The following is a 12967-nucleotide window of genomic DNA, read 5'->3' as shown; positions in this document are numbered from 1 at the left end:
AGAGCTTCAGTGCCGGTAGATCTCCTTGCGGTGCCCTACCCTCACGACCAGGATCAGTAGTTCCTGGTCGTGAATCTCATAAATAATGCGGTAATCACCGGTCCGGATGCGCCATTCCCCGTCACCGCCCACCACCTGCTTGCCCAAAGGGGGACGCGGAGTATCACTGAGGATTTCCACAGCCTTCAGGACCCGTACCTGGGCTCCTTTGTCCAGCTTTTGGATCTGCTTCGCTGCAGCCGAGGTATAGCGGATGCCGAAACGGCCCGTCACGCCTCGATACCAAGCTCACGCAATAATTCCTCATGAGTGACCGTCGGCCCGCCCTCGGCCCTGGCAGCGCGCGCAGCCGCAACATCCTCGGCATCCTCCAACGCCTGCACAGCACGCTCATAAAATTCAGGGTCCACTAACACCGCAACGGGGCGCCCCCGCCGGGTGATGTGCACAGGCTCAACGCGCACACCGTCAATCAGCTCCGCCCAGTGCGTTCTGGCCTCATTGGAAGTAGTCGTCGTCATGCAACAAATCTTACGAACCTTACGAAACGCAAGCAAGCTCACAGGACGAGCGCTTGACTTTGGACACAGCCGTCGGCCCAGAACGGCGCGTCCCGCTCTTGACAGGGCACTTTGACGATGCCACCATGGTGAAAATCACACAACGAAACTCTTGTTTCGCTAAAGCGAACACATTCTCTAACAAGGAAGTTAGGAACGACATGACTACGAGCGACGTCACACGGTCAACTGCGGTGAGGCCTTTCGGCTTGATCGTTGCGATCTTCATGATCATCGAACTCACCCCGATATTTGAAGTGACGATGGTGTTCGCGGCCATCCCCACACTCATGGCTGCATTCAAAGCCGATGCATCCGCGATCTCCTGGGTAATCACAATCTTTTTGCTAACCGGCGCAGGCACGGCGGCTATCGCGGGGCGACTCGGGGATATCTATGGCCGGAAGAAGATCCTCATCATTCTGATGCTGATTTCGGCTGCAGGTTCGATCATCAGCGTGATCACCGGCAACCTGGAGGGCGTTCTGATCGGTCGCGCATTGCAGGGAACCAGCGCAGGCCTCTTTCCGCTGCTCATCGGCGTCGCCCGCGAGGTTGCCCCGCCTTCCAAAGTGTCCGTGCTCATCAGCCTCACATCGGGCATCGGTCTGATCGGTGGATCGCTGGGAGGCGTCGCGGCCGGCATCCTTCTTGCCGCGGGCGGTTGGCGCAGCATGTTCATCGCCTCGGCCATCGTGGCGATCGTTTCCATCCTGGTCGCACTTGCACTGCCCAAGTCGGTTGTCACGGTGGCCGAACGCGGCCGGGTGGATGTGTTGGGCGGCATTTTGATGGCCCCGGCAATTGCAGCAATTCTGTACGGGTTCACAACGTCGCGCACCGAGGGCGCCAGCCCGTTGGTCGTCGGGCTCATCGTTGTCGGAGCGCTCCTCTTCACGTTCTGGATCCTCTGGGAGCTGCGAATCAAGGCCCCGATGTTCAACCTGCGGCTGTTCCGCAAGCGTTCATTGGTTCTTACTCTCGTCGCCACCGCTTTTGTATCGCTCGGCATCCTTTCGGCGCCCAGCCTGCTCACCCCCATCCTTCAGCAAAGCCCGACGAAACTTCCTGTCGGGCTCGGCCTGACTCCGACCCAAGCCGGACTGTACGGGCTGATCTCAGGGGCGATCGCGTTCATCCTGTCACCCGTGGCAGGTCGTGTTGCCGGAAGGTTCGGGGGGAAACTGATACTCGCCTTGGGCGCCCTGCTCGGAATCCTGGGATACTCCGGCTTCTTCTTCTCGACCCATAACCTCCCGCTTTCGATTGTCGCCGTCGTCATCGGCTCGGTTGGGTCGGTGTTCCTCACCATCAGCATTCCGATTGTCATCGTGGAGAACGTGTCTGCCCGCGACACCAGCGAGGCCGTCGGCCTGATCTTCACGGTCGGACGCACCCTCTTCAGCGCGATCGGCACCGCAATCATCGGTGTCATGTTGGCGTCGAGCACCGTGCCTGGCACCACGGCACCGACCATTTCTTCATGGAACGCTGGGATCATTTTCATCGTCATCACGGGCGCAGTCGCCTTTGCCGCAGCCATGACCTTTAGGAAGTCGACACCGATGGACCGGCGCGGCGCGGTCGTGGAGGCCCTCGTCGAGGTCGAAGAAGAAGCCCTCAACACGGGTGCGCCTGCAACGACCCATTAGCTCGCCACGTGACTTCATGGTGTCCAGTTCCATTTACCGTTCCAGGAGTTGGCGCGGCGAAATGGAACTGGGCACCACTGCGCGTAGCCACTGAGCGCAGCCCCAGGAGCCAGGCTCACGGCATGAACCGGTATCCGATCCCTACCTCAGTGATCAGGTGGCGCGGGTTCCCGGGCTCCCGTTCAAGTTTCCGTCGGAGCTGCGCCATGTACACGCGTAGGTAGTTGGCTTCCTTGGCGTAGGCCGGTCCCCAGACCTCGCTGAGGAGCTGCTGCTGAGTGATCAGCTTCTCGGGATTCCGCACGAAGAGATCCAGTATCCTCCACTCCGTCGGGGTCAGCCGGACGTCTTTGCCGTCGCGCGTCACGCGTCTCATGGCCAAGTCCGCAGTGAACGATTCGGTGACCAGCACGGGCGGTTCTTCGCCTGGATCCGCGGTGCGCCGCAGGATCGCCCGGAGGCGCGCCAGCAGCTCGTCGAGCCCGAACGGCTTGGTGATGTAGTCGTCTGCGCCCGCGTCCAAGGCCTCAACCTTGTCGTCGGAGCCGTGCCGTGCGGAGAGGACGAGGATGGGCACGCTGCTCCACTCACGCAAGCGGGTGATGACCGTGGTTCCATCGATGTCCGGCAAGCCCAGGTCGAGGATCAAGACGCCCACCGGGTGCTGGGCTGCAGAGCGCAAGGCCGATTCGCCGTCGGACGCGGTGGCCACGGTGTAACCGTGGGCTTGGAGCGTAATCCGCAACGCCTTGACGATATGGGGATCGTCGTCCACCACCAGGACGTTGCTCATCTCGCCTCCCCGGAGGCGGCGCTATCTGAGCTGCCCGACGGCGGCATGTGGCGGCGATGCAAAAGCACGGATTGCGCTTCCAAGGGAGCTTGCGCCTCCTCGCGCGGGAAGGCGACCCCCGTGGACAGCGGAAGCCGAATGACCATGGTCAGGCCGCCACCCGGAGTCTCTTCTGCGGTGAGGGTGCCTCCCATCGCTTCGGTGAATCCCTTGGCCACGGCGAGTCCAAGGCCAACCCCGGTGGTGGACGGGACGTCGTTGAGCCGCTGGAATGGCTGAAACATCCTGACCACGCTTTCCGCAGGCACCCCTTGGCCGTGGTCGATGATGCGCAGTTCTCCGGACGGCATCCCGTCCAAGGTGGATGAACTGAAGCCACCCGCGGCTCCCACCAGCACAACATCGGAGTCCGGAGCGTACTTGATGGCGTTCTCGACGATGTTTGCAATGACGCGTTCCAGCATCCCAGCGTCGGCTTCGATCTCCGGCATGTTTCCCGGCAGGTCGACCCGCACCCGCCCTTGCGGAAAGCCATGCAAGGCGGACGGAATCACCTCGTACCAGCGCACCGGGCGAATGAGGGCGTTCACCGAGTCCGAGGTAATGCGGGACATGTCCAAGAGGTTCCCCACGAGGACGTCGAGCCTGTCCGAGCATTCCTCGATGGTTGCCAGCAGTTCCTGTTCCTCCTCGGGCGTGTAGTGGACGTTGCTTTGCCGCAAGCCGCCCACGGCCAATTTGATCCCGGCCAGGGGAGTCCGCAAGTCATGGGAGACGGCGCGCAGGATGGAAGTGCGCATGGTGTTGCTCTCGGCCAAGCGCATGACCTCACGTCGGCTCGCCGCCAATTGTCGCCGCTCGAGCTGGGCCGAAAGGTGCGCGCCGAAGGCGCTGAGCAACCGGCGGTCGCTGGCAGGCAGGATGCGGCCAGACAGGACCAAGCGGGTTCCGGCGTCGATCTGTTCGGTGTTCTCGCCGCTGTCGGGAGGGAGCGAGGCGGCCTCTCCGGCCTTGGCGACGAGGCGCCAGCCGCCGGCAGCCCCGGCGGGGCCTGCGACACCAGCCTTGAACAGTGCCGCCCCGCGCATTTGGAACACGTCCAGCGCCTGCTTCAAGAGTCCATCCACGGTGTCTTCTGCGCTCGAAGCCCCGCGTGTGAGGTCTCCCAGGGTGGTGGCCTCGGCACGTGCCCGGGCGGCCTCCTTGGAACGCCTGGCCGAGACGTCCACGACGGCGGCCACAGCGGCTGAAACACCCACGAAAACCAGCAACGCAAGGATGTTCTCGGGGTCGCTGATGGTCAGGGTTCCCACGGGCGGTATCGAGAAGAAATTCACCAACAGGCTGCTCCACAGGGCACCGAGCAGGGCGGGCCACAACCCGCCGACCAGTGCCACGGCAACGGAGCCCGTCAGCTGGAGGAGCACCGCCGTCGCAATGTTGTGCGAAGGGCTCGCGGCGAGCATGAGCTGCAAAAGAACCGGAAGGACCACGGCCATTGCAAAGCCGACGATCACCCTGGTGCGGCCAAGGTCCCGCTGCCGTGGACGGTCGACGCCCCGTCCACCCAAGGGATGCGAAACCATGTGCACGTCTATATCGCCGGAGTCACGCACCACCCGGTTGCCAATCCCCCGGCCGGTCAGCCTGGCGACCAGGGATCGACGTCGGGAAATTCCGACGACGATCTGCGTCGCGTTCACGCTGCGGGCGAAGTCAAGCAAGGCCCGGGCCGGGTCCTCCCCCGCCACAGTGTGGTAGCTGCCGCCCAAATCCCGCACCAACAGGCGCTGGGCTTCCAGCGCCTGCGGAGATTCGGAGGCCACGCCATCGGCAGCGCGGACGTGCACGGCGAGCAAGTCGCCGCCGTTGACGCGCTTGAGGATCCGGGCAGCCCGGCGGACCAGGACCTCCCCTTCGGGCCCGCCGGTGAGGCCGATGACGATGCGTTCCCGGGCGGGCCAGCTCGCCTCGATCCCTTGTTCCGAGCGATACTTCGCGAGCCCTTCGTCCACGCGGTCAGCCAGCCATAGCAGTGCCAGTTCCCGCAATGCCGTCAGGTTGCCCATCCGGAAATAGTTGGACAGCGCGGCGTCGATTTTGTCGGCCGAATAGATCTTGCCGTCGCCCAGCCGCTGCCGCAACAGCTCCGGTGAGATGTCCACAAGGTGGATTTGATCGGCACGCCGCACGACGTCGTCGGGCACTGTCTCCGCCTGCCGGACGTCGGTGATGGCACTCACGACGTCACCGAGGGAAGCCAGATGCTGCACGTTGACGGTGGAGAGGACGTTGATGCCGGCGTTGAGCAATTCCTCGACGTCCTGCCAGCGCTTGGGATTGCGGCTTCCGGGAATGTTCGAGTGAGCGTATTCATCGACGACGGCGATGCGCGGCTTGCGTGCCAAAACTGCGTCGAGGTCCATCTCCTCGAACGCCGTGTCCCGGTACGCGATGCTGTGCGGCGGGATGACTTCCAATCCGTCCATCAAAGCACGGGTGTCGCTGCGCCCATGGTCCATGGCGAAAGCCACCACCACGTCTTCACCACGCCCGCGCAGCCGATGAGCCTCTGCGAGCATGGCGTAAGTCTTCCCCACCCCCGGGGCAGCCCCGAGGAAAATGCGCAGCGTTGCCCGTGCCATGTGGTCATTCTTTCACTTGTTGAACGCGGCGGTTACCCGCGCGGAGCTGGCCACGCTCACTTGGCCGATTCCCTTCACTTGGCCGGCGCCGCTGCGGCTACATCCAAGTTCAACTCCGTGACGTTGACGGACGGCTGCCCCAGGAAGGCCTCGAGTCCCGTGACCGTTCGCCGGTCCACCATGGCCTGCACTGTCTCAGGACTCAGCCCGTGCGCCTTGGCTACCCTGGGCACCTGGAGGCGGGCATAGGCGGGCGAGATCTGCGGATCCAGCCCGGAACCGCTCGCCGTCACGGCGTCGGCGGGGACGTCGGACTCCTTGACCCCTTCTTCGGCGGCGATGGCGGCACGGTTGGCTTTGACGGCGTCGAGCAGCTTGGAATCGTTGGGGCCCAGGTTGCTGGCGCTTGACGCCCCCGGGTCCCACTTGGCCGCCGAGGGGCGGGCGTGGAACCACAGCGGGTTCTGGGCGCCGGCATCGTTGGCAGAGACCTGTGCAATCAAGGCAGAAGCGGCGGGCTTGCCTGCCGTGTCTTTCACGATGGAGCCATTGGCTTGGAAGGGCGCAACGGCCTGGCCGATACCGAAAATCGCCAATGGGTAGATCAATCCAAGGACCACGGTGGCCAGGAGCAGGAAGCGCAGGGCCGTTCCTGCTTGCCGAAGGTAGCCGGGAAGGGTGTTCATGGTTGTCTCCTAGCCGATGCCGGGGATGAGGGAAATGAGCAGGTCGATGAGCTTGATCCCGATGAATGGTGCGACGAGTCCGCCAAGGCCGTAGATGGCCAGGTTTCTGGCCAGCGCGTGGTTTGCCGAGACGGCACGGTACTTGACGCCGCGCAGGGCGAGCGGAACCAGGGCGATGATGATCAAGGCATTGAAGATCACCGCGGACAGGATGGCCGAGGACGGCGTGGCCAAGCCCATGATGTTCAAGCGGCCAAGCCCAGGAAATACTGAGGTGAACAGGGCCGGAACGATCGCGAAGTACTTTGCGACATCGTTCGCCACCGAGAACGTGGTCAGGGCGCCGCGGGTGATGAGCAACTGCTTGCCGATCCCTACGATGTTGATGAGCTTGGTGGGATCCGAGTCCAGGTCCACCATGTTGGCAGCTTCCTTGGCGGCCGGGGTACCGGAGTTCATGGCGACGCCGACATCCGCCGCGGCCAGCGCGGGGGCATCGTTGGTGCCGTCGCCGGTCATGGCCACCAGCCGTCCTTCAGCCTGTTCTTCCTTGATGACGGCCATCTTGTCTTCCGGGGTGGCTTCGGCGACGAAATGATCCACCCCGGCTTCGGCGGCGATCGCCTTGGCCGTGATCGGGTTGTCACCCGTGATCATCACTGTCCGGATACCCATCCGCCGCAGTTCGGCGAAGCGGGCGTGCATGCCCGGCTTGACCACGTCGGCGAGGTGGATAGTGCCGAGGACCCGAGCTCCGCCGTCGTTCCCGACGCTGGCCACCAACAGTGGAGTGCCGCCCTGGGCCGAGATCTCCTGCACCTTGTGGTCCACCTCGGCAGGCGTGTGGCCGCCCGCCTCCGCGACAAAGTTGGCGACGGCGGTTGCGGCGCCCTTGCGGATCTTCTGTCCGTCGAGGTCCAGTCCGCTCATGCGCGTGCTGGCGCTGAATTCGACCACCGCCAAATCTTCCGAGCCCTTTAAGAGAGCAGCCAGGTCCGGACCACCGACGCCCTTTTCCGCTGCGAGATCCACGATCGAACGGCCCTCGGGCGTCTCGTCGGCCAGGCTTGAGAGCCGGGCCGCTTCGATGAGTTCGGTCCGCTCGACGTCGTGGGCAGGGAAGAAATTGACCGCGCGGCGGTTGCCGTAGGTGATGGTGCCGGTCTTATCGAGCAGGAGCGTGGTGATGTCTCCGGCGGTCTCCACGGCGCGGCCGGAAGTGGCCAGGACATTGTGCTGCACCAAGCGGTCCATGCCTGCGATGCCGATGGCGGGCACAAGCGCCCCGATCGTCGTGGGGATCAGGCAGACCAGCAGCGCCACCAGCACGATTGGCGATGGCGTTGCGCCCGGCAAGGAAGCGAAGGGCGCCAAGCTCACGGTGACGGCAAGGAACACGATGGTGAGGGAGACAAGGAGGACGTGGAGTGCGATTTCGTTGGGTGTCTTTTGCCGAACGGCGCCCTCCACGAGCTTGATCATCCTGTCGATGAACGTTTCGCCCGCTTCAGCCGTAATGCGAACCGCGATGCGGTCTGAGAGGACCTTGGTGCCGCCGGTCACCGAGGAGCGGTCGCCGCCGGATTCACGGATCACGGGCGCCGATTCACCGGTGATGGTGGATTCGTCCACGCTCGCCAAGCCTTCGACGATCTCGCCATCGGAGGGGATGACGTCCCCGGCTTCGCAGATGACGACGTCGTTCTTCCGCAGTTCCGTTCCCGGCACTTCCTTGAGGGTGCCATCCTCAAGCCGAAGCCGGGCAACAACCCCTTTCCTGCTGGCTCGGAGGCTATCGGCTTGGGCCTTGCCGCGGCCCTCTGCGATGGCTTCTGACAAGGTACCGAAGAGCACCGTCAGCCAAAGCCAGATTGTCACCGAGATGCCGAACACCGCTGGTTTGAGGATGCAGATGGCCGTGCAGAGAACCGCCCCAACCAACACGGTGAACATCACCGGCGAGTGGATCATCTGGCGTGGCCCCAGCTTCCGTACTGCGACCGGCAATGCGGTCCGGATGCTGGCAAGGTCCAACTTGGCTGGTGCCTTGGTGTGGTGCTTGTGCTCCCCGGGAGTGCCCAGGGGATTGCCGTCCGCGTAGGTCTGGGCGGCGGCGTCCTTGGCGAGTGCCGTGCTGGACCGGGTCATTTGAGGATTCCTTCTGCGAGGGGGCCCAGGGAGAGGGCCGGGAAGTAGCTCAAAGCGGTCATGATCACTGTGACGCTGAGCAAGAGGGAGCCGAAGAGCCAGCCATGGGTCGGGACGGTTCCGGACGACTCCGGGATCCGGGGTTGTTTGGCCAAGGAACCGGCCAGGGCCAGCACCAGCACCATGGGCAGGAAGCGGCCAAGCAGCATGGCGATTCCAAGCATCGAGGAGAAGTACGGTCCGGAGCTGGTGATCCCGCCGAAGGCCGAGCCGTTGTTGTTGGCTCCGGAAGTGAAGGCGTACAGCACTTCGCTGAATTGGTGCGGCCCGGAGGCCGGGGCGTTGGCCATGGCGTCCGGTAGCAGGACCGTGACTCCAGCCGTGGCCAGCACGATTGTAGGCGTCACGAGGATGTACATCGCCGTGAGCTTCATTTCCCGGGGTCCGATCTTCTTGCCCAGGAATTCCGGCGTGCGGCCCACCATGAGCCCAGCGATGAACACGGAGACAATCGCAAGGATCAGCAGGCCATAGAGCCCTGATCCCGTGCCGCCAGGGGCCACTTCGCCGAGCATCATGTTCACCATGGTGATTCCACCGGCCAGGGGCGGAATGGAATCGTGCGCGACGTTGATGGCCCCTGTGGAAGTAAGCGTTGTGGCCGTTGCAAAGATTGAACTTTGGGCCGCGCCGAAGCGCTGTTCAAATCCCTCACCCAGACCGCCCGCCGCTGCGGTTGCCGTTCCTTGGGCGCCGGCAAAGGCCCAGCCCATCAGTACCGTGGACGTCAGCCAGAGCGTACCCATGACACCGACTACCGTGTACCCCTGCCGCTGGTCCCCCACCATGCGGCCATAGGCGTACGGCAAAGCAGAGGGGATGAGAAGGATCAAGAAGACCTGGAACATGCTGATGAAGACGTTCGGGTTCTCGAACGGGTGCGCAGAATTGGCGTTGAAATAGCCGCCGCCGTTGGTGCCCAGGATCTTGATCGCTTCCTGGGAGGCCACTGGCCCACCGGGAATGGTCTGGGTGACACCTGTTGCTTGGTTGATGACGTCGGTGGACCAGAAATTCTGTACCACGCCACCGATCACCATCACGATCGCCGCGAGGACAGCCATCGGGAGCAGTACACGGAACGAGGTGCGGGCCAGGTCAACCCAGAAATTTCCCAACCTGTCCGTCCGGGTTCGTGCGATGCCTCGGATCAGGGCGACCACCACCACGATTCCGACGGCGGCAGAGAGGAAGTTCTGCACGGCAAGGAGGCACATCTGCACAAAGATGCCCATGGTGGCCTCAGGGGTGTACGTCTGCCAGTTGGTGTTCGTCGCGAAAGAGATGGCCGTGTTCATGGCCGTCCAAGGATCTACACCGGGGAGGGAATTGTTCCCAGGCAGGACCCCTTGGAGCCGCTGGAGAAGGAACACCACCAGGATGGACACGGCAGAGAAGACCAAGACACTGCGCAGGTAAATCGACCAGCTCTGTTCGGCGCCCACGTCCACTCCGGACAGCCTGTAGAACAACCGCTCCACCCGGCTCGACTTCTTGCCCTCAAAGACGCGGGCAAGATAGACGCCCAGCGGCTTGTGTACCAAGACCAATAGCAAGATTAGAACGGCCACCTGGGTGACGAAGGAGGCAATGCTGAAAACCATCCGGAATCACCACTTTTCCGGGTGGATCAAGACGGCCAGCAGGTAGCCGAACAGACACAGGCCTGCAATGAACAGGACCAACCACATCACGGCGTCCGCGCTCACTGCTCGTTCACCGGCCCATCGCCGTCGACAATTTTGCCCAGAAGGTGGGCAATCCACATCACGATCCCCATGGACACCACGAAGATCCCCACAACAGCCACGTCGGCCACTGGAACGTCCTTTCATCCGCGCCCCGTTTGCGGGGCTGCTGCCAGTCAACTCCTTGGCAGGCGGGAAAAAGCGGTTCCTAATGGTTCCTTAACACGGCAGGGCCGAATCTTGACGGCTTCTTAACAGACCGTCCGGTCACGGACGTTAAGGATTCATCAAGATCGGCTTAAACCAGCAAAAAGACGTGCAGTCGGTGCTATGTTCAGCAATGATCGCGGTGCCTGCGCGTCGCGCGGAAAGGACACCATGACTACCTTGAGCAGGCCGCCGGCTGATCCTTCGGCACCACGGCCCGGGGGCATGGCCTCCTTGCGGACATGGCTGCTGTTCGGACTGCAGGACTCCAAAGGATCGCATCAGGGCCCCGGCGCGGCGAGCGACGCCCATTTGAAGAAGCATTCGTGGTGGCAGGTCATGTGCCTCACCGGCGTCGACTACTTCTCCAGCCTGGGTTACGCGCCGGCGATTGCGGTCCTGGCCGCGGGGTTGATTTCCCCGATCGCCACCTTGGTCCTGGTTGGACTCACTTTGCTTGGCGCCCTGCCTGTCTACCACCGGGTTGCGGGCGAAAGCCACCGCGGTGAGGGATCCATCGCCATGTTGGAGCGCCTGATGCCGCGCTGGACCGGCAAATTCTTCGTCCTGGTGCTGCTGGGCTTCGCCGCGACCGACTTCATGATCACCATGACCCTATCCGCAGCGGATGCCACTGCCCACCTGATCCAGAACCCGATTGCGCCCGGCTGGCTGCAAGGTCAAAATGTCGCGGTCACGCTGTTCCTGCTAGCACTGCTCGCCGCCGTGTTCCTGCGGGGATTCAAGGAAGCGATCGGTGTCGCTGTTGCCCTCGTCGCCCTTTATCTGGGGTTGAACGTCGTGCTCGTGGTGGTCACATTGGCTGAAGTCGTTGCCCATCCCGCAGCCGTCAGCGACTGGTGGACGGCGCTGTCCACCTCCCATGGAAACCCGTTGATGGTGGTCGGCATTGCCTTGGTGGTTTTCCCCAAACTGGCACTTGGCATGTCCGGCTTCGAGACCGGCGTCGCTGTCATGCCGCAGATTAAAGGGGCCCCCAGCGACACCGACGACAATCCCGTCGCCCGCATCAAGGGCGCCCGGAGACTCCTCACCTCAGCCGCGGTGATCATGAGCTCTTTCCTGCTTGCCACCAGCTTCATCACGGTGGTGCTGATCCCGGAGCAGGAATTCCAGCCCGGCGGCCAGGCCGATGGACGCGCCCTGGCTTTCCTGGCACACCAGTACCTCGGGGTGGGGTTCGGCACCGTTTACGACTTGAGCACCATCGCCATTCTCTGGTTCGCCGGGGCCTCGGCCATGGCCGGCCTGCTGAACCTCGTTCCCCGCTACCTCCCCCGCTACGGCATGGCACCGGGATGGGCCAAAGCAGTGCGTCCGCTGGTCTTGGTCTTCACTCTCATCGGGTTCCTGATCACTTTCCTGTTCAACGCCGACGTCGACGCCCAGGGCGGCGCCTACGCCACCGGCGTTTTGGTCCTGATGACCTCCGCCGCTGTCGCGGTGACCCTCTCGGCCCGGCGATCAAGGCAAAGGAAACGCACCATAGGGTTCGGCATCATCGCCGTGGTCTTCATCTACACCACCATTGCCAACATGTTCGAGCGTCCCGAGGGCATCCGGATCGCCGCGATCTTCATTGTGGGCATCATCGTCATCTCACTCCTGTCCCGCATCCGAAGGTCTTTCGAACTGCACGCAACGCACGTCCATCTGGACCGCCAGGCTTTGGAATTCATGTCCACCAATCTGAACGGGCCGATCGCGCTCATCGCCCACGAACCGCTCCGCCTCACTGCAGAGGCCTACCGCGACAAACTCACCTCCGCCATCGAAGTCAGCCACATTCCGGTCGACTACCAGGCGCTCTTCCTGGAAGTGATCGTGGACGATTCCTCCGACTTCGAAACCGCACTCGAAGTCCGCGGGGTGGTTCGGCACGGACACCAGATCCTCGAAGTGCATGGACCCGTGGTGCCCAACACCATCGCTTCGGTACTGCTGCACATCCGCGACGTGACCGGCCTTATGCCGCACATCTACTTCCGCTGGACAGAAGGCAACCCCGTCATCAATCTCCTTCGCTTCCTGTTCCTCGGTGAAGGGGAGATTGCCCCGGTCACCCGGGAAGTCCTGCGCGAAGCCGAACCCGATGTCAGCCGCCGCCCGTGGGTCCACGTCGGCTAAGCGCGGCTACAAGGTGCCCTGACGGCGCTGCTGTCAGGGCCGCTCGGGCACCTCGCCGTTCCCTACAGCCTCGATCCAGTCGACCGCCTCGTCCGAGAAATAGAACCCCGAAGGCCCACTCTGACCAGCCCACCATGCGTCGGAAGTTATGGGGCCGCCAGCCTGGATGATCTCGGCGACCACTTCCGGCGGCACCGCATCGCCATTGTTCTCGATCAACCATTCCTGGGTCGACTGCTTCAGCTTCGGCCACCAGTGCTCGATACTCATGGCCGAAGTCTGCCACGTCTGCCGTCATCGCTCGAGCCCCGCTCATTAAGAGAGTGCTAAATCTTCACCTGCAGGCATATGGAACCCATTAAGATCCGGGAGGCCACCTC

Annotated in this window: 11 protein-coding genes; 2 read left to right on the top strand and 9 right to left on the bottom strand. The window is 63.1% G+C overall.

Going from position 1 to position 12967, the window contains the following annotated elements; translation table 11 throughout:
* Positions 1-6: 6 nt before the first annotated feature.
* Positions 7-273, bottom strand: coding sequence for a type II toxin-antitoxin system RelE family toxin (locus tag NFJ07_RS09240; RefSeq protein ID WP_269993808.1), 267 nt, complete (start codon positions 271-273; stop codon positions 7-9).
* Complete coding sequence (locus NFJ07_RS09235) at positions 270-521, bottom strand: type II toxin-antitoxin system Phd/YefM family antitoxin (protein WP_269993807.1); 252 nt, start codon at positions 519-521, stop codon at positions 270-272. Before NFJ07_RS09235 ends, NFJ07_RS09240 begins: the two co-directional genes overlap by 4 nt.
* 200 nt (positions 522-721) lie before the next feature.
* Between NFJ07_RS09235 and NFJ07_RS09230 the strand changes: the two genes are divergently transcribed.
* Positions 722-2212 carry an MFS transporter gene (locus NFJ07_RS09230; protein WP_269993806.1) on the top strand — a complete coding sequence of 497 codons (1491 nt, stop codon included), beginning with the start codon at positions 722-724 and terminating at the stop codon, positions 2210-2212.
* Positions 2213-2327: 115 nt separating this feature from the next.
* Here NFJ07_RS09230 and NFJ07_RS09225 read toward each other — a convergent pair whose 3' ends face one another.
* The 6 genes from NFJ07_RS09225 to NFJ07_RS09200 all read right to left on the bottom strand — a co-directional run bounded on the left by NFJ07_RS09225 (position 2328) and on the right by NFJ07_RS09200 (position 10253).
* Positions 2328-3005: a response regulator gene (locus tag NFJ07_RS09225; protein WP_269993805.1), complete on the bottom strand. Its 678-nt coding sequence runs from the start codon at positions 3003-3005 to the stop codon at positions 2328-2330.
* On the bottom strand, positions 3002-5650 hold the full coding sequence (locus tag NFJ07_RS09220; RefSeq protein WP_269993804.1) for an ATP-binding protein: 2649 nt from the start codon (positions 5648-5650) through the stop codon (positions 3002-3004). The genes NFJ07_RS09225 and NFJ07_RS09220 overlap by 4 nt, the downstream gene beginning before the upstream one ends.
* 74 nt (positions 5651-5724) lie before the next feature.
* Positions 5725-6336: a K(+)-transporting ATPase subunit C gene (gene kdpC / locus NFJ07_RS09215; RefSeq protein ID WP_269993803.1), complete on the bottom strand. Its 612-nt coding sequence runs from the start codon at positions 6334-6336 to the stop codon at positions 5725-5727.
* Positions 6337-6345: 9 nt separating this feature from the next.
* Positions 6346-8484, bottom strand: coding sequence for a potassium-transporting ATPase subunit KdpB (kdpB, locus tag NFJ07_RS09210; RefSeq protein WP_269993802.1), 2139 nt, complete (start codon positions 8482-8484; stop codon positions 6346-6348).
* Entirely contained in the window at positions 8481-10148 is a 1668-nt protein-coding gene (gene kdpA, locus NFJ07_RS09205) for a potassium-transporting ATPase subunit KdpA (protein ID WP_269993801.1), read from the bottom strand. The genes kdpB and kdpA overlap by 4 nt, the downstream gene beginning before the upstream one ends.
* Before the next feature lie 6 nt (positions 10149-10154).
* Positions 10155-10253 carry a potassium-transporting ATPase subunit F gene (locus NFJ07_RS09200; RefSeq protein WP_078107172.1) on the bottom strand — a complete coding sequence of 33 codons (99 nt, stop codon included), beginning with the start codon at positions 10251-10253 and terminating at the stop codon, positions 10155-10157.
* A gap of 357 nt (positions 10254-10610) precedes the next feature.
* Here NFJ07_RS09200 and NFJ07_RS09195 point away from each other — a divergent pair, with 357 nt between their 5' ends.
* Positions 10611-12587: an amino acid transporter gene (locus NFJ07_RS09195; RefSeq protein ID WP_269993800.1), complete on the top strand. Its 1977-nt coding sequence runs from the start codon at positions 10611-10613 to the stop codon at positions 12585-12587.
* A gap of 33 nt (positions 12588-12620) precedes the next feature.
* On the opposite strand, the gene NFJ07_RS09190 is transcribed toward NFJ07_RS09195, so the two are convergent.
* The gene (locus tag NFJ07_RS09190; protein ID WP_269993799.1) at positions 12621-12857 is read right to left on the bottom strand and encodes a hypothetical protein; all 237 of its coding nucleotides are present in this window, start codon (positions 12855-12857) and stop codon (positions 12621-12623) included.
* Between the last annotated feature and the right edge of the window lie 110 nt (positions 12858-12967).

Origin of the sequence: Arthrobacter sp. B2a2-09, from assembly GCF_027587375.1 — a bacterium.
Taxonomy (GTDB): domain Bacteria; phylum Actinomycetota; class Actinomycetes; order Actinomycetales; family Micrococcaceae; genus Arthrobacter.
Note: the sequence above shows the minus strand (reverse complement) of the source record. Positions and strands in the feature narration are given on the sequence as shown.

What these genes read in the sequence shown, in the direction of transcription:
- NFJ07_RS09220 (WP_269993804.1), bottom strand. Translation starts at nt 5,650, where the DNA reads ATGGCACGGGCAACGCTGCGCATTTTCCTCGGGGCTGCCCCGGGGGTG.
- kdpA (WP_269993801.1), bottom strand. Translation starts at nt 10,148, where the DNA reads ATGGTTTTCAGCATTGCCTCCTTCGTCACCCAGGTGGCCGTTCTAATC.
- NFJ07_RS09230 (WP_269993806.1), top strand. Translation starts at nt 722, where the DNA reads ATGACTACGAGCGACGTCACACGGTCAACTGCGGTGAGGCCTTTCGGC.
- kdpB (WP_269993802.1), bottom strand. Translation starts at nt 8,484, where the DNA reads ATGACCCGGTCCAGCACGGCACTCGCCAAGGACGCCGCCGCCCAGACC.
- NFJ07_RS09235 (WP_269993807.1), bottom strand. Translation starts at nt 521, where the DNA reads ATGACGACGACTACTTCCAATGAGGCCAGAACGCACTGGGCGGAGCTG.
- NFJ07_RS09225 (WP_269993805.1), bottom strand. Translation starts at nt 3,005, where the DNA reads ATGAGCAACGTCCTGGTGGTGGACGACGATCCCCATATCGTCAAGGCG.
- kdpC (WP_269993803.1), bottom strand. Translation starts at nt 6,336, where the DNA reads ATGAACACCCTTCCCGGCTACCTTCGGCAAGCAGGAACGGCCCTGCGC.
- NFJ07_RS09190 (WP_269993799.1), bottom strand. Translation starts at nt 12,857, where the DNA reads ATGAGTATCGAGCACTGGTGGCCGAAGCTGAAGCAGTCGACCCAGGAA.
- NFJ07_RS09195 (WP_269993800.1), top strand. Translation starts at nt 10,611, where the DNA reads ATGACTACCTTGAGCAGGCCGCCGGCTGATCCTTCGGCACCACGGCCC.